17 protein-coding genes are annotated in these 22,115 nt (G+C 54.6%); 7 read left to right on the top strand and 10 right to left on the bottom strand.

The genetic code is table 11. The features are described 5' to 3' along the window. The first annotated feature begins 29 nt into the window (after positions 1–29). Positions 30–725, top strand: coding sequence for a VWA domain-containing protein (locus tag ACJAXR_RS11120; RefSeq protein ID WP_415058341.1), 696 nt, complete (start codon positions 30–32; stop codon positions 723–725). 42 nt (positions 726–767) lie between these two features. Further along, positions 768–1,514: a DnaJ domain-containing protein gene (locus tag ACJAXR_RS11115; protein WP_415058340.1), complete on the top strand. Its 747-nt coding sequence runs from the start codon at positions 768–770 to the stop codon at positions 1,512–1,514. Here ACJAXR_RS11115 and ACJAXR_RS11110 read toward each other — a convergent pair. The 7 genes from ACJAXR_RS11110 to ACJAXR_RS11080 form a co-directional block, all read right to left on the bottom strand. Then, positions 1,511–1,840, bottom strand: coding sequence for a hypothetical protein (locus tag ACJAXR_RS11110; RefSeq protein WP_415058339.1), 330 nt, complete (start codon positions 1,838–1,840; stop codon positions 1,511–1,513). The two genes, ACJAXR_RS11115 and ACJAXR_RS11110, sit on opposite strands and share 4 nt — an antisense overlap. A gap of 45 nt (positions 1,841–1,885) precedes the next feature. Next, the gene (locus tag ACJAXR_RS11105; protein ID WP_415058338.1) at positions 1,886–3,064 is read right to left on the bottom strand and encodes a saccharopine dehydrogenase family protein; all 1,179 of its coding nucleotides are present in this window, start codon (positions 3,062–3,064) and stop codon (positions 1,886–1,888) included. A gap of 236 nt (positions 3,065–3,300) precedes the next feature. Then, the gene (locus tag ACJAXR_RS11100) at positions 3,301–3,717 is read right to left on the bottom strand and encodes an HPF/RaiA family ribosome-associated protein (RefSeq protein ID WP_415058337.1); all 417 of its coding nucleotides are present in this window, start codon (positions 3,715–3,717) and stop codon (positions 3,301–3,303) included. A gap of 205 nt (positions 3,718–3,922) precedes the next feature. Further along, entirely contained in the window at positions 3,923–5,185 is a 1,263-nt protein-coding gene (locus ACJAXR_RS11095) for an AMP-binding protein (RefSeq protein ID WP_415058336.1), read from the bottom strand. A 35-nt stretch (positions 5,186–5,220) separates the two neighbouring features. Then, positions 5,221–5,598, bottom strand: coding sequence for a photoactive yellow protein (gene pyp, locus ACJAXR_RS11090; RefSeq protein ID WP_415058335.1), 378 nt, complete (start codon positions 5,596–5,598; stop codon positions 5,221–5,223). A gap of 272 nt (positions 5,599–5,870) precedes the next feature. Further along, positions 5,871–9,017, bottom strand: coding sequence for an efflux RND transporter permease subunit (locus ACJAXR_RS11085; protein ID WP_415058334.1), 3,147 nt, complete (start codon positions 9,015–9,017; stop codon positions 5,871–5,873). A 4-nt stretch (positions 9,018–9,021) separates the two neighbouring features. Further along, positions 9,022–10,146 carry an efflux RND transporter periplasmic adaptor subunit gene (locus tag ACJAXR_RS11080; protein WP_415058333.1) on the bottom strand — a complete coding sequence of 375 codons (1,125 nt, stop codon included), beginning with the start codon at positions 10,144–10,146 and terminating at the stop codon, positions 9,022–9,024. Positions 10,147–10,380: 234 nt separating this feature from the next. Between ACJAXR_RS11080 and ACJAXR_RS11075 the strand changes: the two genes are divergently transcribed. The 3 genes from ACJAXR_RS11075 (at position 10,381) to ACJAXR_RS11065 (ending at position 14,163) form a co-directional block, all read left to right on the top strand. Further along, positions 10,381–10,626 carry a DUF2789 domain-containing protein gene (locus ACJAXR_RS11075; protein ID WP_415058332.1) on the top strand — a complete coding sequence of 82 codons (246 nt, stop codon included), beginning with the start codon at positions 10,381–10,383 and terminating at the stop codon, positions 10,624–10,626. Between the two features lie 158 nt (positions 10,627–10,784). Next, positions 10,785–12,932, top strand: a complete 2,148-nt coding sequence (ovoA, locus tag ACJAXR_RS11070) for a 5-histidylcysteine sulfoxide synthase (RefSeq protein WP_415058331.1) — start codon at positions 10,785–10,787, stop codon at positions 12,930–12,932. A 52-nt stretch (positions 12,933–12,984) separates the two neighbouring features. Then, entirely contained in the window at positions 12,985–14,163 is a 1,179-nt protein-coding gene (locus tag ACJAXR_RS11065) for a MalY/PatB family protein (RefSeq protein WP_415058330.1), read from the top strand. A gap of 18 nt (positions 14,164–14,181) precedes the next feature. Here ACJAXR_RS11065 and ACJAXR_RS11060 read toward each other — a convergent pair whose 3' ends face one another. After that, on the bottom strand, positions 14,182–15,951 hold the full coding sequence (locus ACJAXR_RS11060; protein ID WP_415058329.1) for an ABC transporter transmembrane domain-containing protein: 1,770 nt from the start codon (positions 15,949–15,951) through the stop codon (positions 14,182–14,184). Between the two features lie 86 nt (positions 15,952–16,037). On the opposite strand from ACJAXR_RS11060, the gene ACJAXR_RS11055 reads away from it, so the two are divergent. Both ACJAXR_RS11055 and ACJAXR_RS11050 read left to right on the top strand, forming a co-directional pair. After that, positions 16,038–17,471, top strand: a complete 1,434-nt coding sequence (locus ACJAXR_RS11055) for a sodium-dependent transporter (protein WP_415058328.1) — start codon at positions 16,038–16,040, stop codon at positions 17,469–17,471. Between the two features lie 163 nt (positions 17,472–17,634). Further along, a complete protein-coding gene (locus ACJAXR_RS11050) occupies positions 17,635–18,813 on the top strand; it encodes a multidrug effflux MFS transporter (RefSeq protein WP_415058327.1) in 1,179 nt (392 codons plus the stop codon). Here ACJAXR_RS11050 and selB read toward each other — a convergent pair. After that, complete coding sequence (selB, locus tag ACJAXR_RS11045) at positions 18,810–20,660, bottom strand: selenocysteine-specific translation elongation factor (protein WP_415058326.1); 1,851 nt, start codon at positions 20,658–20,660, stop codon at positions 18,810–18,812. The genes ACJAXR_RS11050 and selB overlap by 4 nt on opposite strands. Beyond that, entirely contained in the window at positions 20,657–22,054 is a 1,398-nt protein-coding gene (gene selA, locus ACJAXR_RS11040; protein WP_415058325.1) for an L-seryl-tRNA(Sec) selenium transferase, read from the bottom strand. Before selA ends, selB begins: the two co-directional genes overlap by 4 nt. Between the last annotated feature and the right edge of the window lie 61 nt (positions 22,055–22,115).

Genomic DNA, 22,115 nt, shown 5'->3' with positions numbered 1-22,115 from the left:
TATCAATCGTCAAACGGAGGTAGCTGATCATGTCTGACAAGCCGCTGGAACGACGTTCTGATCGCACGGCTATCGACGCCTTTATAGACAAGGTGAACACCTTGCCAGTCAACGTCGAGAGCCAGGGCAGATTGATTTTTGCCCTGGATGCTACCGCCAGTCGCGAGGCAACCTGGGATCAGGCCAGCGACCTGCAAAGCGGGCTTTTTCTAGCCGCGCAGGATCTAGGTGGTCTGTCGATTCAACTCTGCTACTACCGCGGTTTTCGCGAGTTCAAGGCAACGAATTTTGTCAGTCAAACCACACAATTACTCAAGCTGATGAGCCGGGTAAACTGCCTGGGTGGTATCACGCAGATCGAGCGCGTGCTGCGTCATGCCCTGCAGGAAACCCGAGTCTGGCCAGTCAAGGCAGTCGTATTTATTGGTGACTGCTGCGAGGAGTCCGTTGATGAACTTTGTCATGCGGCCGGGGAGCTGGGTATGTTACGTACCCCCGTGTTCATGTTTCAGGAAGGCGACGACCCGCATGCTCGGGCTGTGTTCAAGCAGGTCAGTTTGTTGACGGGTGGTGCTTATGCCCCCTTTGATCGCAATAGTCCTCAAGCACTAAAGGAGCTGCTCGGTGCGGTGGCCGTTTACGCCTCTGGAGGCGCCAAGGCACTAAAGGACTATTCCAGTCGAAGTTCGGCCGAGGTCAAACGGCTCACTCAGCAGATCAAGTGAGCAACATTAGGTTCGTATTTCGTCTTTTTTGATGGGGCTGCAATGGGTGCATTATTACTTTTAGGCTTGTTCGTCGGCCTTGGCGGCTGGCTTTGGGTGCGCAACCTACCTGCAGGTCAACGTAAACCAGCGATTCTGAAACTACTGATCGTAGGTACTATCGCAGTAGTCGGTATTCTCGCGCTGACGGGCCGTTTTTATCTGGTGCTGGCACTGCTTGCGGGCTTGTTTCCGTTACTGCGCCGGCTGTTGCCGGGGTTGCTTATGGGTAGGTTGTTCCGCGGGTCCGGTATTCCGGGCATGAGCGGTCGGCGTGGTAAGGCCCAAGCGGGTAATCAATCAAAGGTCACCAGCGAGATACTGGAAATGTCGCTGGATCATGACAGTGGGGACATGACCGGTATGGTGCTGAAAGGCCCCTTTGCCGAGATGGCGCTGGTTGATCTGGAGGAGGGTCAGTTCATCGAGTTACTGCAATACTGCAGATCGAATGATAATGACTCTGCACGCTTGCTGGAGAGTTATCTGGACCGGCGATTTGGCGATTCCTGGCGCGAGGATGATCCGACGGAGACCCATGATGCAGGCGATAATACATCTGCTGGACGTGGGGGCGGTGCATTGAGTCGGTCTGAAGCACTGGAAATCTTGGGACTTGAGCCTGGTGCAAGCCAGGACGACATTATTCAGGCCCATCGGCACATGATGCAGAAGATGCACCCCGACAGGGGAGGGAGCACGTACCTTGCATCACTGATTAATGAGGCGAAGGATGTGCTGAGCGACTAGCCGGAGCGATTCGACGAATCTTCCGGACCGGATGCTGGTTGATACTCGTTGTGCCAGACGCCACCAATGGAAATTGCATGCTCTACCCAGCTGGAACCGGGTTTGATGTCGAAGGTCTTTTGTGGTCCGGTCAGGATGGCCTGCCTGGCTGCTTCGCAGGTTTCAAATCTTACCGGCAGATGATAGCCGGCCTGCGCGATCTGCTCGGGCAAGAGCAACTGGGTGCCGGGTCCGTCAGCGATACTCCAGCCACCATCACTCAACTTTACTGCATACAATGCTCGCTCTACCGGTAGAGCTTCGCTGTAGTTGTTCACAATGTGCAAAACAAGATCCTCTGAGGGCCCCCTGCTAGCAGGGGGCCCTGATGATTAACCCTCTACCTTGAAGGTCAGACCGGCGTTCTTTTGCAGTCGATCTATCAGTAACGAGCCCATAGCTGATGCGGGTGTCCAAATACCACCGGAGGCTGCATTCGGATTCTTCACCAGACAGACGGCGCTTTCAGCAATCATCTTCGATGTGGATCCGTAGCCCGGGTCCTTGTCGCCCTGAACGCTGACCTGGATGTTGTCACCCTTGTCGTTGGAGCCAGCAAAGAGTACGTCGTAGTGACCGGTTTCACGCTCTTCCTTTGAAGGGCCTTCGCCGGGCTGACGTGGATCGTTGGCCATGGACTTGTCTGCTGCTACGGCCTTGGCCATTTCCTCACCTTTTACACCAGGTCCGGTAAGCATCATTTCGTCGTAGACGAAATTCTCACCGTATGTGTGACCTAGCAGAAAGTTGGAACGATGAATATTCTTGGTGTTGATCGTGGCCATGACGAAAGGGGCAGACCAGCTACCGAGATCCTCGTCATAGCTGGGCGCGGTGCCTGGGGGCTGTGCGGCGCCGGTGAATCCAGGTGTCAGGGCAAAGGGGTTGCCGAGTACTTTCATCATTTCCGGCTGCTTGGCAGCAGCGGCCATGGTGGCCTTGAAGCTGGCTAGGGTGCCGCCTGAGAAAGTCCCTTTCATGGCCCGTACGCGGCCCTTGATTCTGGGCATTGTGGAGCCGGTCTTTTCCTTGGCTGTTTCCTGGAGAAAGTACGCGCCCAGATCGAAGGGGACCGAGTCGAAACCGCAGGAAAAGACAATACGCGCGCCGCTGGCTTCGGCGTCTGCCTGATGCTTGGCGATCATTTCATGCATCCAGGCGGGCTCTCCACACAGGTCTACGTAGTCGGTGCCTGCTTTTGCGCAAGCGGCCACTACATCTGACCCGTATAGCTGGTAAGGCCCTACAGTGGTCAGCACTACTTTGGTTTTCTCGACCATGGTCTTGATAGAGGCCAGATCTTTTGAGTCTGCTACGACAGTCGGTACGTCAGCGGGTATACCCATTTCTTCCCGTACGCTGTCGATTTTGTCCTGGCTGCGGCCGGCCATGGCCCATTTAACATCACCGTTTACACCGTACTGCTTGTTTAGATACTCACATACCAGACGCCCGGTATAGCCGGTCGCGCCATAAACGATGATATCTAATTCTCTATTGTTCTTGGACATAATGAGTTCCTCTATTGCGAAAGAATGCACGACTGAATCCTAGTACAGGTTCAGTATTCATCAAGAAAAAACCGATGTGAGACTACGGGCTTGGTTATCGGACAATATGCTCAATCCGAAGGACACTACAGCATTATCGCTGAATGCCATTGCTAGACATAAATAATGGAAATTGACTTAAGGAAGGTTGTTAGAGGGGGACGGACTGAGGCCGCCCCCTGAGCGGTGGCTAAGCTTTAAATTTGTTCATCCTGAGCGAGAAAGTCTTCTTCCAGCAGTGCATCGCGATTTTCGCGGTCGACTTCTTCATTTACTGGTGCGTCGGTTACTCTGCTCGCACTACCCCGACCGTCCAATCTTCCCATCAGATGTTCCAGGGCATGACGCGCTTTTTCGGCAGCGCCGTTCACAGCCAACTCCAACGATTCGTTATGGTTGGTCACGGAAAGTGGCTGGTGACCTTTGGGTCGCATCTCGATCTGGCAACGCTTGTCTCGTGAGCCTGATTTGTGGGCGTTTTCATCACTTATATGCACCTCTACCCGGGTCAGGAAATCGTCGAACCGTTCCAGCTCGTTGATCACTGAAGCGGTTACCCACTCTTGAAGTTGAGTGCCGGCCTGAATTTGATTGCTATTGATCAGTACTTGCATATTGAGGTTCCATTTTCCGCTGTTAAAATCTCTGGCTCATATCTTCACCGTAGAGCAGCCAGCCTAAATTGGCAACTGCCTTGCTCAGTCACGTTGACGCCTGTCAACGAAAGCCCGAACGCCTTGCCGTAATGACGATGCATTCACGTATCTAGACGTCATGACGGGCTAAAAGATTCCAGCTATTTCGGATATTCAAGGAGTACTACTGGGATAGACCGGTACTGATCGACCAATCAGTCAGCTTGCCCATGGCGTTTTGTGGCATGGCAGCCCCAAACGTGAACGCTTTGGGCCGTTCAGCTGCCCTCAGGTTTTGTGTGCACCAAGCTTGCAGGCGCAATTCGAGCGCATCGCTATCAGTAAATCCTGGAGCAGGAACAATAAAGGATTTGAGACGTTCGCCTTCCACCGCAGACATCAAGCGTACAGCCGCATCCGCTACTTCCGGTAGGTTCTGCAACTGCTCGGCAATGCGCGCTGGAAAAACATTTAGACCACCTACCTGCACTGCCTCATCGCGCCGACCGGCAGGCCGGAAATGCGTCTGATTCTGCCATTGCAAATGATCGCCCAGGACAAAACTGGTACCGGTCGTAAGCTCGGTCAGGGTATCCACGGTGTTACTGCGCCGCCAGCGTGGTAAAAGATGAAAGGCCTCGTCAGGATCGCTGCGAAACCCTATCCCTGCCGTTTCGCTGGAACCGTAGACCTCGATCATGTGATCAAGACCTTGAATCTGCAGTTCCCGTATTATCGAAGCGTCGCAGGGGCCGGTAGACGAGATGCCGGTAATGCTGGTTGGAAAATCAACACCTTGCCGGGAGAGTTGCCGCCAGATGAATGGAAAGCCAATAACTAGATCTCCTGCCTGAAGTCGTTGTTGCTGGATAATTGCTAGGGCTTTGGGGCCGCGGACAACGGGTACATTCAGCTGCGCAGGCAGCAGGGTACCAAAGATAAAACCATAGATATGATGACAAGGACTGAGAGCGAGGATGCGTTGAGTAGGTTGCTCGGAACCTGGACCAAAGCGCTCGGCAAAAAAGACGGCCTCATTGACCAGCGCATTCCATTGTTGAAGGCACTGCTTGGGTGTTCCGGTACTTCCGGACGTAGCGAAGGTAATATTCTTGGAGCCACGTTCGCGCGCAACCATAACCAGGTCTGCCCACTCTCCAAGTGTCTTAAAGCGCAGGAGATAATCTTCAACACCGCTTTCGTAAACGTTAAAGAAGATGGCTACGCAGGTTGCCAGGCTGACCAGTTCCAGAGAGTCAGCACCTAAGGTTATCTGGTCTGGATGGAGTAGCGAGGTGTCTTGCACTTCGCCGATCAGTGTTGATTCGGACCAGCGCTCACTACCAGTCTGTTGCGCAGACTGGTGGCGCAGAGCTTTGATTTCATCAGCCAGTAGAGACACGATGATTGCCAGCAAGCTGGTTTTATCAAGTTCGAGTTGATTCAAGCTTTACTCTGTTGGCTGGTTGAAAGCAGGGGGGATTAAAGACGTTTAACGAAAACCCAATAGGTATCGCCGGTCAGAGCCTTCTTCATGTGCACCTTAACTTTGGTGGGTTTCATCTGATAGTCGAAAACGTACTCGAACATCGTGTTGAGATCGCCTGACTTCACTCCGGTTGCAAAGCGGCCTTGGAACTCGGGTCGATTGGTACAGGGTGCTACATCGCGGAAGAAGTTTTTGCCAATGACTTCGCTGGGCTTACGGCCGGTGATGTCACCTTCGGCAGCGTTGTACTGCAGGATTTTACCGCCGGCATCGAGTTGGATTGCGCCGAAGGCAATCTTGTCTAGCTGCCCAGCAGACATCTTGGATAGTGAGTTTTCAATATCGTTGGAACCAAAGCTGACAACTTCCATACTAACTCCTCTTGAGGTTGGCTTTTTATCATACAAAAGCTATACAATTATAATTTATTGCATAGTTTTTTGCCAGTATTAAGCTCGTGTTGAAAAAAGTTCTTGTTGGCCTATGTTTTTGAAATTACGCATATTATTTATCTCCATTTCGGGTTCTACGATGGGATCAATACACCCTCATCGTCTGGCCTGCAATACTGTTGAAAGGCTTTTGACTAAAGAGCTCTAACCGGTTACGCCGTCTAACCAGGAGCCTGATGTCTTGCAAGGTGTCAGGCTTTTTGCTTGTGTTGTCTTTGTGTCCATTGCAATACCATCACGGTCAGAGCGGGCAGCATAGTCAGTGTGACCAAGGTCGCTCCGATGATGCCGGCCATGACGATAACGCCAACGCCCCGGTAGAGCTCGCTGCCGGCGCCGGGAAGAAAGACAAGCGGTGCTAGACCGCATATTGTGGTGATGCTTGAAATGGCGATAGGGCGTAGGCGAGATTCCACCGCTTCGCGCACGGCATCCAGTGGGGTCATGCCTTCTTCTTTGACATTGCGGGTAGATCGATCGACGATCAGAATCGGATTGTTGACTACGGTGCCCATCAGGATAAGGAAGCCCAGCATCGAGATCATGTCGAAAGGTTGGCTGAGCGTCCCGAGCCCCAACGTCTGCATGATTTCGCCAATCAGATTGAGCACGGCGAGGCCGGCAATGCCGCCGGCAAATCCTAGGGGAATAGTCAGCATGATCAGCAACGGATAACCCCAATGGCTGAATATCGCCACCATCAGTAGATAAACGATGACCAGCGCCACCAGATAGTTGTCCGTCAGCGAATCGCGGGTGGCGTCTAGTTGGTCTGCGGCTCCGGAGATGGTGAGGGTGATATCGCTGGGTACTTGACCGGTCTTCTGAAGATACCCCACCACTTCCTCACGGACCTTGGCAACGCCGGTTTCCAGTGCGACCGAGCGGGGTGGAATAATGTTGAGCGTGATGGTGCGTCGTCCATCTTTGCGTCTGACCGTGCTGGTATCCACCGTTTCTTCGATAGTGACCAGTTCTGACAGCAACAGCGTTTCGCCCACAGGGGTATGCAGCATAATGTTATTCAACGTTTCCAGCGTCGCGTTGTGGCCCTGCTGGTTGTACAGGTACATGTCGATCTTGTCGTCATCGAGGAAAAACTCGTTAACGAAGGCGCCATCGGTGAGAGCAGCCACAGCAAAGCCGATGTCTTCAGTGGTCATGCCTACCTCTGCGACACGGTCAAAATCAGGCTTTATCTGTAATAGGGGTTGCGCCAGTGAGAGGCTTGATGGCTGTGACTGCACACGGGGATTATCGAACACAATTTCGGCGCGGCTGAACGCGGCCTGGGCTACTGCGTACAGCGCCACCAGATCCGGGCCGGAGATATCCAGATTGACGCTGCGGGTACCGCCATCGTTGCTGCTGATAATCGAGCCTCGCGCTGCAAAGGCTCGCATCCCCGGGTAGGTTTCATACTGCCGCTCTAGCGCGTCCATCAGATCGCGAATCTGGGCAGGGTCCTTTGATTGGGTAATGATGCGTATGCTTTGGGGCGAGACGCTCATATTGATGTATTTCATTGCCGGTACGGCGGTCTCTCCACGGGCGAAGTCTTCGGGATCGTCCTGGAGAAATGGCAGGAAGTAGGCCTGCAATTCATCTGCGTAGCCCTGCATGGTTTCCAGGTTGTAACCCGGAGGCGCGTTCATGGAGGCGAAGGTCTTGGGTTCTTCGCCCTCTGGCAGGTACTCAGCAGGCGGCGTCAGCAGCACAATAATGGCCAGGCTGCCTGCCAGTGTTATGACGATGCACCCCAGACGTCTTGTACGTGTTTCGATCAACCAGCCGAGTCCGTTGACGATGCGCTTGCGCAGACGTTCGCGGGTGCCCTCAGTGCTGACACCGGTGTCGAAGCTCAGTCTTGCACTGAGCGTAGGGATGACCGTCACGGCCACCAGCATCGAAACAAAGATCGAGGAGGCTATGGCGATAGCAACATCGGAATACAGCTGGCCGGCCTCTTCAGTGATAAAAACGACCGGTAAAAAAACCATAATTGTTGTCAGGGATGACGCCAGAACTGCTGGCCAGACTTTCTGCACGCCGGATATTGCAGCGCGCAGGCGGTCCAGGCCACGCTGGCGCTCCAGTTCGATGCTTTCCAGCACCACTATGCTGTTATCCAACGTCATACCGATAGCAAAGGCCACGCCAGCCAGGGAGATAACATTGACTGTGCGCCCAAACAGCATCAGGCCCAGAAAGGCTGCGATCGTGCAGATCGGAATACCCATCACGCCGAGCAACGTGGCGCGGAAGGAGCGTAGGAAAAGATACATGATCAGCGTCGACAGCAGCGCGCCTAGGATAAGGTTCTTCCAGACGTTGAATACCGAGGCTTGAACGTAAACCACGTCGTCGGCGGACAATTGCAGACGCATACCTGCCGGGTTAAGCAGCTCATCATTAATGAGCGCCACCTCCGCCATCATGTCTTGCTTGATCTGAATGACGTTGGAGCCGCTTTGACGGCGGACCGACAGGCTGATGACCGGATCACCGTTGACGAAGGAACGGTCACGGATACGAAAATGATCCAGTTCGATCTGTGCGACATCGCCCAGTCGTACGATACTGTCTCCATTGCGAGCAAGCACCATCGATCGCAGTGCGTCCAGATCCTCGAATCGGCCGACTGTGCGCAGCAGGTAACGCCGCTTGCCACTGTCGATTTCGCCAGCGGACACGTCCACGTTGCGCTCGGCGATGGCGCTGCGCACATCGCTCAAGGTGAGATCACGCGCGGAGAGTTGCTTGGGGTTGATGCGGATTTGTACCTGCCTCTGCGCACCGCCGCGCACCTCAATCTGGGCGACATCCGGGACGCTCGACATGCGTGTTCGGACGTTGTCTTCAATGTAGTCGCGCATCATGTCCATATCGAGATTGCGCGGGTTGTTCGGCAAGGGTGATACGTAGAAGTACATAAAGGCGTTGGCGGAAAAGGATGTGGCCGTGACTCTTGGTTCGTCCACATTTTCGGGGTAGGAAGATACTTGCGTCAGCGCATTGTTGACGCGTATCAGGGTCTCGGTGATATCAACGGCAAAGGGAAAATCCAGTTCGATCTCGGCTGAGCCGGTGTTTGCGGTAGAGGTGATTTCTTCCAGATAGGGGATATTGCGCAGAAACTCTTCCTGCTCAATGAGGATTTCCTTTTCTATATCCTGGGGTGTGGCACCTGACCATGTTGTTTGGACAGTGATGGTGCGAGTTTCCAGATCGGGGATCATCTGTACAGGTATTCGTAGCGCAGCTATTACCCCTAGTACGCAAATGATCATTACGCTTACCGTGACCAAAATGCCATGGCGAATAATCTGCTCAAACATGCGTCTATCGCCCTAACGGATTGATGATAGTTACTCGCTGGTTCTCGCGCAGGGATTCGTTACCGCGGGTGACCACCTGCTGCCCAGCATCAAGGCCGGAAGTGATTTCGATTTGACCGTCGAAGCTTAAGCCTATCTCCACTTGGTGCTCGGTGACTGTGGCTTCGGCTCCATCGTCCGGACTTACAATCCATACTGTGACTCTTCCATCCGGATAGCGCATTAGCGCATCGCGGCTTACCGTCACTCCCTGCGCGCCACTGGCTAGCCGGAGGGTGGCATTGACAGACATACCGGCGATCAACATGGGTGGTGTGTGTTCTTCAATGAGGGCAACCCGGAGCAGAAAGGTGCGACTGCCATCGTTGCTTTGCGGCACCTTGTTCATCACTTGGCCAGGGAAGGTCTGGTTGGGATAGACATCAAAGCGCAGACTGACCTTGTTATCGTCGTCGATTCTCGGATAAAACCCTTGGGATACCTGGAAATCGGCGTATAGAGTCTCTGCCGAGATAATCTCTAGCAGCCCGGTACCCGGGTCTACCCACTCGCCAATCTCAACCAGTTTGCGACTTAAAGTCCCGCTAAAGGGAACAGTTACCCGGTGACGACGCAACTCGGCTTCCCGTTGGCTAACCTCGGCCTGGGTCACTGCAAGTGCAGCCTTGTCTACCTGGGCCTGGGATTGTCGTGAACGGATTTCGCTGGCGGCAATACTGTTGCTGGCGCCAAGTCTTTGCGCTTCAGCAAGACGTCGTTCACTGTTCTGGAGCCGTTCTCGTGCGCTAGATGCCGATGCTCTGGCGCGTTGCAGAGCTATTTCTGCCAGCTCGTCATCGAGTTCAAGCAATGTATCTCCGGCATTAAGCTGATCGCCAATATCGACATTGAGTCCGCTTATCAGGCCTGAGACCTCAGCTGACAATGTTGCAATACGCGCTGCAGTCAAACTGCCGGTAAGAGGGATATCGTTGATCAGTTTGGACTTGAGAGCCTCCTCCGCCTCGATGCGCACAGCATCGATGCTCTGTTGGGCATAAGAGAGTGAAGCCCCGTAACCGATCAATATGTGCACAAAAGCAATGAAGGGAATCAAGCCTCTAGGTCTGGTTCTGGTCAATAAGTGCATGGATGCAGAGCCTGTATTGAACTATGATTTTAGGATACACAGGCTTCTCGAGGGCGCAACCAGAACGGTATCTGCAGACATCTCATGCATTAACTTGGTCGATTAAATAATTGGATTGGATCTGGCCGGCATGGAACTGAATGGTATTGCAGCTTTCCAATGCCGCGAAGACGCTGGCTTACTGGTGTTAGCTAGACGCTTGCTTAAAGGATCAAACTGAACGGGAGTGAGACCATGGATACGCAACCCAATAACATGCAGACGTTGTTTGAACAGTTGGGGCTGGAGGGGGATGACGAGAGTATAGAAGTCTTTATCGCACAACATTACCCGCTCCCTGATAACATGAAATTATCCGAGGCGCCGTTCTGGACCCCTGGGCAGGCTGCGTTTCTGAATGAAGAAATTGTCGAAGATGCTGAATGGGCGCCGTTAGTCGATGAGCTCAATGCACGCCTGCACAAAAATGTTTCTACTTAATAATATTCCTTTGCACCCCGGCGGTTGGCAGCTTTGCTGCAAGTGAAAACCGCTTAGGACATGAATATACACGATTTTTAGAAAGCCTTGATATGGGCAGCTGGCATAATCAGTAGCATGATAAAGACCAGCGGACTTACTGCCCAAGGACCTTGCCGATGACTGTTGCCGAACATTTCCATCCCTCTGGATCTGCATTGCTCCAAAGGACACCCGAAATTCACGGTTCTGACCAAGACATTGATCCGGAAACCAAACGGATCGAAATTCGTGAGTACTACGCGGCTGTGTCTGACCGATACGAGTCGCTTTTTCAAGTGCTGGCTTGTGACCAGGCCTACTACGAAAAGGCAATTCCGCTGCGTCATCCGCTTATTTTCTACTATGGTCATACAGCAACTTTTTTCGTTAACAAACTAGTGCTTGCCAAATTATTGCCAGAACGCATCGATCCACGACTCGAATCTATCTTTGCGGTCGGTGTTGACGAAATGAGTTGGGACGACCTTGATGAAACGCATTACGAGTGGCCCAGTGTCGCAGAAGTAAAAGCGTATCGAGCGAAGGTCAGATCTGCCGTGTTGAATTTGATCGATGAGATGCCGTTACACTTTCCAATTACGTGGAACAGCGATTGGTGGCCTGTGCTCATGGGCATAGAACACGAACTTATTCATTTGGAAACATCCACTGTGCTGATCCGTCAGCACCGATTGGAGTACTTGCAGGCTCAGCCTGCTTGGTCGCCGTTTCGGGAGCATGCCAAGGCACCATCCAATACGTTATTGGCGGTATCCGCTGGACCGGTTCATTTAGGGCGGAATCAAGAAGGCATCCACTATGGATGGGATAATGAATACGGTGCACGGACAGTAGACGTTGAGGAATTCAAGGCTAGTCGCTTTCTGGTTTCCAATGCTGAGTTTCTTGGATTTGTCGATGCTGGCGGTTATGGAAACGATGCCTACTGGGACGAAGAAGGTGCGCAGTGGCGTGAATTTGCTCAGGCGGGCCATCCGGTATTTTGGGTTCCCGGGGCTGATTGGCGCCTGCGATTGATGACCGAAGAAGTAGTTATGCCTTGGAATTGGCCGGCGGAGGTCAATTATCATGAGGCTAAGGCATTCTGTAATTGGAAAGCCGAGCAAAGCGGCGAGCCGATTCGCTTGCCTACCGAAGATGAATGGTATCGCCTGTACGATGTCGCCGAGGTGAACGAAGTCCCTGCGGGGGCGCCAGCCGCAGCTAACGTGCAGCTTGATCATGCTGCATCATGCTGCCCTGTCAATCGCTTCGCCCACGGTGATTTTTTCGATGTTGTTGGCAACGTCTGGCAATGGACCGAAACACCCATGTACCCTTTCGACGGCTTTGAGGTCAACAAACTGTATGACGACTTCACTACGCCGACGTTTGATAATCAGCACAATCTCATGAAAGGCGGATCTTGGGCTTCCTGTGGCAACGAAACGTTGCGCAGTGCTCGTTATGCATTCCGTCGCCACTTTTTCCAGCACGCGGGGTTTCGCTACGTGTCCAGTCATGCCGAAGTAAAAGAACCGAACGCTTACTATGAAAGCGATCGGCAAATGTCCGAGTACGCTGAATTTCACTACGGTGATACCTGGTTCAACGTACCGAACTTTCCTGCTGCCGTTGCGCAATTCAGTATCAATGCACTGGGCGACAGGCCTGCACGGAGTGCACTGGACCTTGGCTGCGCATCGGGGCGGGCAACGTTCGAGCTGGCACAACACTTCGATCACGTAACGGGCATTGATTTCTCCGCTCGTTTTGTTGGCCAAGGTGCTGAAATGGCCGAACAGGGTGTATTGCGTTACACCCTGACCGAGGAAGGGGATTTGGTTTCCTATCGGACTGCTACCTTGGAACAGCACGGCCTGCAGGAGACGACTGGCAAGGTGGCGTTCTATCAAGGCGATGCCTGTAATCTCAAGCCACAGTTCAGCGGCTACGATTTGATTATGGCCGTCAATTTGATCGATCGTCTGTATAGTCCTTCCCAGTTTCTCGCGCAGGTTCATGAACGCTTGAACGTGGGTGGACTTCTGGTTGTAGCGTCGCCCTACACCTGGTTGGAAGAGCACACGCCTAAAGACCAGTGGGTCGGCGGTTTCAAGAAAGACGGTGAAAGCTACACGACTCTGGACGGGTTGAGAGACATACTGGGCAAGCATTTTGTTCAGGTCGGTGAGCCGCATAAACTGGAGTTCGTGATTCGCGAAACGCAGCATAAATTCCAGCACAGCTTCTCCGAGGCGACCGTCTGGGAACGCATCCGCTGAGCTACTGCATACTGCTCGGCGGCTATTTAGGCCAAGGTAGGAGAGCAGAGTAGTGGTTACCGATTTTGATCAGCAGTTCGAGCGTAATAATACTAATTCGGTAAAGTTTGACGTTTTACAGACCGTGTTCGGTAGCGAGGATGTGCTGCCGATGTGGGTCGCAGATACTGATTTTGCTGCGCCCGATGCGGTACTCAAGGCGTTGGTAGAGCGCGCTCAGCATCCCATTTATGGCTACTCGCTGTTCCCCGAGAGCTTGTATCAGGCACTGATTGACTGGTTTGACGCACGTCATCAGTGGAAGATAGAACGCGAGTCAATTCTGCTGACGCCGGGGGTGGTTCCCTCACTCCACGCTGTTCTTATGGCGTTTGCCGCAGAAGGCGAGGGCATCATCGTGCAACCGCCAGTATATCCCCCCTTTTTTTCTGCAGCGGCCAAAACAGGCCGCACGCTGGTGGCCAATCCGCTGGTGCACTGTGATGGCGAGTACCGAATGGACTTCGATCATCTTGAACGTTGTGCACCCCAGGCACGTGTACTTGCTCTGTGCTCTCCGCATAATCCGGTAGGCAGGGTATGGCGGGAAGATGAGCTGAAAACAGTGCTCGAGATTGCAAGGCGACACAACCTGGTCATTTTGTCCGATGATATTCATTGCGATCTGACATTCGCTGGTCATCGACACACCGTGCTGGCCAACCTGGCCACAGCAGATGATCAGATCATTACCGCTGTTGCGCCGAGCAAGACGTTTAATATTGCAGGCATGGGGCTGTCAGCGCTGGTGGTACCTGACCCGATGCATCGTCAGGCATTAAAACGCACTTTTGAAGCCATGCACATGGAGCCTGCAAATCCATTCAGCATCACTGCCTTTGAGGCAGCTTACCGGCATGGCGGTCCTTGGTTGGATGAGCTGCTTGAGTACCTGCAGGGCAATGTGCAACTGGTCAGCCGTTATTTGGCGGAACATGCGCCGGAGATCCGCATGGATCTGCCTGAAGGTACCTATCTGCTTTGGCTCGACTGCAGCAGGTTGGGGCTAAGCGATGCCGAGTTGAAGACCTTCTTCATCCACGAAGCGCGTGTAGGAATGAATCCGGGGATTACATTCGGTGAGCAGGGCAGCGGCTATATGCGGCTTAACATTGGTACGCAGAGAGCTGTGGTACAGCAGGCCTTGGAGCGTATCTGCCAGGCTGTACGCACGCTAAAAAACGCCGGATAACGTTCTGTATCTCACCTGCTAAGTCTGCGAAGTAGCGAACTGAAGCTGCGCCAGTCGGGCATACAGGGCATTGGTTTTTATCAGCTCGTTGTGTGTCCCGAGGGCTACCAATTTGCCGCCGTCCACCACCGCGATGCGATCGGCATGCTGCACGGTAGCCAATCGATGGGCTATTACCAGAGTGGTGCGGCCTTGCATCAATTGCGGCAGGGCCTGTTGGATCAGGTGTTCGCTCTGGGCGTCCAGTGCGCTGGTGGCTTCGTCGAGCAATAATATTGGTGCATCGGTAAGCAGGGCGCGGGCGATGGCCAGCCGCTGTTTCTGGCCACCGGACAATCCCAGCCCGGCATCACCCAGTGGCGTGTCGTACCCTTGGGGCATACGCTGAATGAATTCATCGGCGTGGGCAGCGCGCGCGGCGGCAATGACTTCAGCCATATCAGCCTGCGGCCGTCCGTAGCGAATATTCTCTGCGACGCTGCCATGAAAAAGTGCCGGGTTCTGCGACACCAATGCGAAGCAGCGGCGAAGATCCAGCGGGTCAAGCTGACGAATATCACATCCCTCCAAGGTGATGCGTCCGCTGGAAGGGTCGAAAAAACGCAGCAACAGGTCCAGTAGAGTGGACTTTCCGGCGCCGGATGGGCCTACCAGTGCGAGGGTCTCGCCCGGTTGTACCTGCAAACTGAAGTGATCGATGGCGTTGACTTCCGGCCTGGCGGGATAGGCGAAGGTCAGGTCCTCGAACAGGACGTTGCCTTGAATGTGAGCGGGCAGTTCACAGCGCTCGCTCGGCGCTGGCGCCGATATCATGCTCTCGGTGCGGAGCAATTCGACAATACGCGCTCCCGCTCCTGCGGCCCGTTGCAGCTCTCCTATTACCTCGCTCAATGCGCCCGCCGAGACCCCTACGATCAGGCTGTAAAACACAAACGCGGCCAGCTCGCCGCCGGTGATGCGCCCGGCGATCACATCCATGCCACCAACCCATAGCATGACGCCGATCGCACCCAGTACCAGGAGGATAACCACGAACGTCAGCCATGCACGCTGGCGTATGCGGTGCCGAGCGACTTCAAACGCGTCTTCGACAATGCCTGAAAATAGGTGTTTGTCTTGGTTTTGATGGTTATAGGCTTGCACGGTCTTGATCTGGCCAAGTATTTCGCCAACATAGCTGCCCACCAAGGCTACCCGATCCTGACTCTGCCGCGACAGATTGCGTACCCGTCGACCGAAGAATACGATCGGGGCGATGACGAGGGGAATCGCCAGCATTACGATGCTGGTGAGTTTCGGATTCGTTATGAACAGCAGGACCACACCACCCAGTAACATCAACGCATTGCGCAATGCGATGGACACGGTGGAGCCGATAACCGATTGCAGTACCGTGGTGTCGGCAGTCAGTCGCGACTGGATTTCAAGCCCGCGGTTACTTTCATAGAACCCGGGATGCAATTCGACCAGATGATTGAATACCTGGCTACGGATATCGGCCACTACGCGTTCGCCAATCCACGATACAAGGTAAAAGCGGGCGAATGTACCGATAGCCAATGCAAGAACGAGTACACCGAAGAGTGCGACAGACTGATTGAGCAGCTCCGGTGAGCGAGTAGCAAAGCCCTGATCCACCAGCAGACGAAGGCCTTGGCCCAGCGAGAGGGTGATGCCCGCTGTAAAAGTCAGGGCCAGCATGGCTCCCACTACTTGCAAGCGATAGGGTTTGACGAACCATAGTGCTAGCTCAAGGGCTTTTCGGGTTGGGGCTTTGGTCGGGTTCATTGCGTATCCGGTCGAGCTTGTGGATTGCCTATGGTACGCTTGCTCGCGCTTTTTTCCTGACTATTCAGCCTCTGGAACCCATTCTGATGAGCTCACGAAATATCTGGACCCACAAAGGCACCTTCATGCTTGCAGCGATTGGCTCGGCTGTCGGCCTGGGCAACCTCTGGCGTTTCCCTTATCTGGCCGGGGAGAATGGGGGTGGCGCCTTTATATTGGTCTACGCCGTGACAATCGCGATGGTCGGTATTCCCATTTTGATTGCCGAGACGTTGCTCGGTCGTTCCAGCCGCAGAAGTCCCATTCTGGGTATGCAGCATCTTACCGAGACACATGGCACCAGCCGTGGCTGGCGTGCAATTGGCTGGATGGGCGCTGCAGCGGCTTTTCTGATCCTGAGTTTCTATTCGGTCATCGCTGGCTGGGCGATCCACTATGCGCTGCAGATGTTCTCCGGCGCATTGGCTGGCGCTGATGCGACGCAGATCAATGCCTCCTTCGATACCTTGCTGGCTTCACCCACGCTATTGATTAGCTACCACACCGTGTTCATTGCCGTGTCCGGGCTGATTGTTGGCATGGGTATTCACAAGGGTATTGAAGGCGGCTTACGTTTCTTGATGCCAGCGCTCTTTTTGATACTGCTGGTCGTACTGGCATATGCCGTGGTGGTAGGCGATGCCGCCGCCGCGTTGAGTTTTCTGTTTACATTCAACCTTGCGGACCTCAGCCTGGAAGGATGGCTGGAGGCCATGGGACAGTCGTTCTTTACACTGAGTCTGGGGATGGGCGCAATTATGGCTTATGGCGCCTACATGTCCGGCGAGGCCTCTTTGACCCGCACGGCTATTTATATCGCGCTGGTCGATACGTTGATTGCGCTGATGGCTGGGGTAGCGATCTTTGCATTGGTGTTCGGTAGCGGCATGGAGGCCGCACAGGGTCCCGGTCTGATGTTCGTTACTCTGCCAATCGCGTTCGCTGAATTGCCTGGCGGTTCATTGCTGGGGGGTGTCTTTTTTGTGCTGGTCATAGGCGCAGCGTTGACGTCTGCGATATCGCTGGTCGAGCCTGTCGCCGCCTGGCTGGTCGAGCGGTTTGGGTTCAGTCGCCCGCTTGCGGTGGCCATGATGGTCGGTTGTTGTTGGCTGTTGGGGCTGGTCACGGTATTCAGTTTCAATGTCTGGTCTGAGGGCACCATTACCCATACGCTGTTCGACCGCTCGCCGTTCGATGTGCTGGAATTCATAACCAATATTCTGATGCCACTGGGCGGTCTGCTTATCGCGCTGTTTGCTGGTTGGGCGCTGACCCGCGAACAGGTAATGGAACAGATGGCTACCAACACCGTCTGGTTTGCTATATGGCAATTTCTGGTCCGGTTTGTTGCACCCACGGCGGTTGCCTTTGTATTTCTGCGAACGATTCCGCAAATTGAAGGTAACGTGGCTCCAGCTGTTATCGCATTGCTGCTGGTGGGTGCGTTCACGGCTGGCAGAACCTTTCTGGTTCGCCGCTAATGAGAGGTCCGGGCAAACTCGCGTAGTCTGCCCGGATTCGCCGCGCGACTGCCGCACAGACCTTTGCTGCAACACTGTGTTGCCGGCAGCTTTAGTCGTTTTCTGTCATTATGAGCAGATTATGAAGCGGGGTTTTCCTCGCTGTCGCTAATCGGAACCCGTTATGCCTTTTAATATACTGCTCATTCTGGGTGGCCTTAGTGCTTTCGGGCCCTTGGCTATTGATCTTTATCTGCCTGCGTTTCCGGCCATGGCCGAGTCCTTCGGTACGGATATTGAACATATTCAGTTGAGTATGTCGGTATATTTTCTGGGGCTTGCTTCGGGTCAGATATTTTATGGGCCGCTGGCAGATCGATTCGGTCGACGTAAACCGCTGATGTTTGGTATTGGTCTTTTCGCGCTGGCTTCTCTGGCTTGCGCACTGGCTCCGACCCTGGAATGGCTTTTGGCAGCGCGTTTTGCTCAGGCATTGGGCGGTTGTGCTGGCATGGTAGTGACTCGAGCTGTTGTGCGTGATCTGTGCAAACCGATTGATGCCGCCAAGGCTTTCTCGCAACTGATGTTGGTCATGGGCGTGGCGCCAATATTGGCCCCGTTGGGCGGCGGATTGCTGCTCAATCTGGGTGGCTGGCCACTGATATTCTTTTTTCTCGCGGCTTTTTCTGCCCTGTTTGCTTTTGCGGTTTTTTTCGGGCTGCGCGAGACACTGACAACCCTGCAGGCTCCTGCGCCGTTATCCAGTGCATTCGGCCGTTACGGTCGGCTGTTGCGCGAGCCGGTGTTCATGTATCACGCACTGACGGGCGGTGTTGCTATCGCTGGCATGTTTGCCTACATCGCCGGTTCGCCCTTTGTCATCATGCAGTTGTATGGCGTACCAGCGGAGCACTTTGGTTGGTTCTTTGGCTCCATCGCGGCTGGCTTCATTCTGTCTGCCCAGTTCAACAGCCGTATGCTGCGCCGACGGCCCCCGGTCAAGCTGTTGCAGCGTACGACGCTCATCTATCTGGCTTGCACCCTGTGGTTGTTGGGTACAGCGCTGTGGCAGCCAGCATCACTGTGGCCACTGCTGTTGCCCCTTTTTGGTAGCGTGGCCGTGGTGGCGCTGGTCCTGCCCAATTCGTCCGCGTGTGCCATGGCCGGGCACGGACACCAGGCTGGAGTGGCGTCAGCGCTGATGGGTACCATGCAATTCATCATTGCCGGTATTACTTCAGCTTTGGTTGGCATACTGCATGATGGTACGGCAGTGCCCATGGCGGCAGTGATGGCGGGTTGTGGTGTGCTGGTAGTGCTGATGGCGCGACAGGCACGACGGGCTGGCGGACTGGGATTTTAGCGCAACATGCGCATGCTTCCGGCCTGACGGGTAAGCCCAGCGCGGTCGAAGTATTCCAATACGGCAACGCTATGGTTGCGGCCTATGCCGCTATGATCGCGGAAATCGGCTGTGCTGAAGCGTCCATCCGATTGCCTTGTTGCCAAGTATCGTGCGCTATCGAGTAACTGCTCTGCTGCAGCGGGAAGCAAGTAGCGATTGCGTGAGATGAAGACCAGTAGTCCCAAAGTGCATAGCCTGTCCAGCCAGTGTATCAACTCATTTTTGTCTATTTGCAGTTGTTCAACTAATTCTCCGATCACTGGCGGCCGTGGTGTACAGCTTGCGAATTGGGGCATTACGCGCTCAAGGACAGTTAAGCTTTGCGCGTCGGGTTTTGCCTCATGGGTCGGTAGGTGCAGGCAGGGCCCAGTCTGCCGGAGTGCGTTTGCATCCAGGCAGCTGCGCACGGCTGCTGCTAGCAGACGGCTATCAGGGCTGAGGTCAAGCACGCGCGCCAGCTGAGATCGGGTCGGCCCCATTCGATCGGGGTGCGACTGGTGATGCTGGTTGATGGTGGCGGTGAGTCGTTTACTGAGAGCATCCAGATTTGGACGGTGGCAAAGCCATTGGCCTATCTGTAACGTATCGCCGGTGATCTCCGGAAGCTGATCAATACGCCGGCTGAGCATGAAACGGTGCAGATCAACGCCATTGGGGAGCGCATCAAGCATGCACTCCAGGGCCTGCGCTGTATCAGACTGATCCAGTGCGGTCAGAATGGCAAGTCGCCCGGCTTTCTGTCTGCCGCGCTGGGGGGCGAACGGATCTATCACCAAACCGCTACCGAGCAAACGACGTGCAGCGGGATCCCGAATAATGAACTGATCACCTTGAAAACAACACAAGGGCTTTTCGAGTATCCATTGGCCATAGATTTCGCCGGTGGGCGCTGCAAGCCCTTTCAAGGGTACCATGCGTGCATTTACCACTGCGCTGCCGATGTGCAATTGCACAGCTCCGCGTACCGTGTCATCCAACAGACGCACGCGAGCGTCAAAACGGCTGGTAGGGGCCCAGGTTCCGCTGGCCAGCAACTGACTGCCGCGGCCGACGCTTACCCCGGCCAGGTCGCCACTGATATTCAGCGCGCAACGTTGTCCGCCAAATGCTTGGGATGTTGTTTGGTGATGGACCTGAATGCCACGCACGCGCAGGTTGGCTCCGGTATCCGACAGTTGCAGTGAATCGCCCGGCGCTATATGCCCACTCAGCACAGTGCCCGTAACAATCGAGCCGAGCCCTGGCTGGCTGAAGTGGCGATCGATTATGAGCCTCGCAGGTCCGGTGCCGTCTACTGGCTCGGCTTCAGCGGCCCACTGTTCCAACTGCATACGCAACGCATCAATCCCGGTGCCAGTCAGGCTGTCTACGCTGAAGCTTGCCGGTGCAGGGCAGCCTTCTTTGCGCACGCGGGCCAGGACGTCCTGCTCGATTGCACTCACCTGCTGCGGCGAGGCAAGTGCGCTTTTGGTGATAACAACCACTACCTGGTGGATGTTCAGCAAACCCATTAGCGCTATGTGCTCCATCGTTTGCGGCATCACACCGTCATCGGCGGCAACGATCAGCATCAGTGCATCAACGCTAGCGATACCGGCGAGCAGGGTACGCATAAATTTTTCATGGCCGGGGACGTCCACAAAATCTATGCTCCGGCCTGACGCTTGAGGTAAAAAAGCGTAGCCAAGCTCTATGCTCATCCCGCGACGTTGTTCCTCTGCGGTGCGATCAGTCTGCTGGCCAGTCAAAGCGTTTATCAAGGCGGTTTTGCCATGATCGACATGCCCGGCGGTAGCGATAATCATGTTGTGAGGGGCTGAATGAATTGTTTGATGAGCAGCTCTTCCTCATCCAGGCAGCGCAAATCAAGCAAGAGCTGACCGTCGTGTATACGTCCGACTATGGGGATCGACATATCCAGCAGCGCCCTTTGTAACGCCAGCAACTGTCGATTGGCTGATCGGCCCGGGCCGGGTGGAGAGAGGGCGATGGCTTGGCTGGGTAACCGTTCGACGGGTAACGAGCCGCTGCCGATCTGACCCATGACCTCGATGCTGCTGACCTGTGCAAAGTTGCCAGTCCAGCGTTGTATTATCGGTAGCAGACGCTGCGCCTGAGCGGCAATGTCAGATTGTGGCCGACTCAGCCAGCGCAAAGCGGGCAGGCGTTGGCTCAGGGCTTCCGGGCTGGCATAGAGACGTAACACCGCTTCCAGGGCCGCGAGCGTGAGTTTGTCACATCGCAAAGCCCGCTTGAGCGGGTTCTTTTTCAGTTTATCGATCAGCTCACGTTTACCGACGATAATCCCCGCTTGCGGGCCGCCCAGCAGTTTGTCACCGCTGAAGGTCACCAGGTCAGCGCCGTTGCGTAAACTGTCCATTGGGGTCGGTTCGTAGGGCAGGCCCCATTGGCGCATATCAATAAGACTGCCGCTCCCCAGGTCGACTGCGTAGGGCAGGCCATGGGCATGCGCGCTATCAGCCAACTGATGCTCCGGTACGCTCGCGGTAAAACCCTCAATCACGTAGTTGCTGGTATGGATGGTCATCAGCATTGCGGTACGGGCGCCTATGGCTTCTTCAAAATCGCGTCGATGGGTGCGGTTGGTGGTACCCACCTCATGCAGTTTGGCCTGGGCTCGGCGCATGATATCCGGCACCCGGAATGCGCCGCCTATTTCGACCAGCTCGCCGCGTGAAACCAACACTTCCTTACCCTTGGCCAGGGTATTGAGCGTGAGTAGAACAGCTGCAGCGTTGTTGTTGACGACGGTGGCCGCTTCTGCGCCGGTCAGACGACACAGCCAGGCTTCAACATGGCTGTCGCGGTCGCCACGTTTACCTTTGTCCAGATCAAATTCCAGGTTACTGGCGCCTCGCGCTACGTCGCACATGGCCTGCACTGCTTCTTCGGGTAGTGGTGCTCGGCCCAGGTTGGTATGCAGCACCGTACCGGTGCAATTGAAGACCTTGCGTAGCGAAGGGGATAAGAGCTGGTGCAGCGCGCGCTCGATACTGACTACGAAGAGGTCTGGCTCGCAGGGTCGTCTGGCTGCTCGCAATAAAGCAAGCTGCTGATTGACAACATTTTTTATCAGAATTTGGCCGTATTGATCAGCCAGAGCATCTATAGCGGACCAGCGTAAAATTTGATCCATGGCGGGGAGGGTGCGGCGAGCGTCAAGCTGGGTGTTTAACACGGTGGGGTGAGCCTCATGATCAATGAAAGAGAACTTGACTGGTGTGCCTCGCAGGTCTGCA

Source organism: Halopseudomonas sp. (genome assembly GCF_047631575.1).
GTDB lineage: Bacteria > Pseudomonadota > Gammaproteobacteria > Pseudomonadales > Pseudomonadaceae > Halopseudomonas.
Note: the sequence above shows the minus strand (reverse complement) of the source record. Positions and strands in the feature narration are given on the sequence as shown.

Excerpts from the sequence above, each read along its gene's own strand:
- ACJAXR_RS11120 (WP_415058341.1), top strand. The coding sequence starts at position 30 with ATGTCTGACAAGCCGCTGGAACGACGTTCTGATCGCACGGCTATCGAC.
- ACJAXR_RS11115 (WP_415058340.1), top strand. The coding sequence starts at position 768 with ATGGGTGCATTATTACTTTTAGGCTTGTTCGTCGGCCTTGGCGGCTGG.
- ACJAXR_RS11105 (WP_415058338.1), bottom strand. The coding sequence starts at position 3,064 with ATGTCCAAGAACAATAGAGAATTAGATATCATCGTTTATGGCGCGACC.
- ACJAXR_RS11100 (WP_415058337.1), bottom strand. The coding sequence starts at position 3,717 with ATGCAAGTACTGATCAATAGCAATCAAATTCAGGCCGGCACTCAACTT.
- pyp (WP_415058335.1), bottom strand. The coding sequence starts at position 5,598 with ATGGAAGTTGTCAGCTTTGGTTCCAACGATATTGAAAACTCACTATCC.
- ACJAXR_RS11085 (WP_415058334.1), bottom strand. The coding sequence starts at position 9,017 with ATGTTTGAGCAGATTATTCGCCATGGCATTTTGGTCACGGTAAGCGTA.
- ACJAXR_RS11080 (WP_415058333.1), bottom strand. The coding sequence starts at position 10,146 with ATGCACTTATTGACCAGAACCAGACCTAGAGGCTTGATTCCCTTCATT.
- ACJAXR_RS11075 (WP_415058332.1), top strand. The coding sequence starts at position 10,381 with ATGGATACGCAACCCAATAACATGCAGACGTTGTTTGAACAGTTGGGG.
- ovoA (WP_415058331.1), top strand. The coding sequence starts at position 10,785 with ATGACTGTTGCCGAACATTTCCATCCCTCTGGATCTGCATTGCTCCAA.
- ACJAXR_RS11060 (WP_415058329.1), bottom strand. The coding sequence starts at position 15,951 with ATGAACCCGACCAAAGCCCCAACCCGAAAAGCCCTTGAGCTAGCACTA.
- ACJAXR_RS11055 (WP_415058328.1), top strand. The coding sequence starts at position 16,038 with ATGAGCTCACGAAATATCTGGACCCACAAAGGCACCTTCATGCTTGCA.
- ACJAXR_RS11050 (WP_415058327.1), top strand. The coding sequence starts at position 17,635 with ATGCCTTTTAATATACTGCTCATTCTGGGTGGCCTTAGTGCTTTCGGG.
- selB (WP_415058326.1), bottom strand. The coding sequence starts at position 20,660 with ATGATTATCGCTACCGCCGGGCATGTCGATCATGGCAAAACCGCCTTG.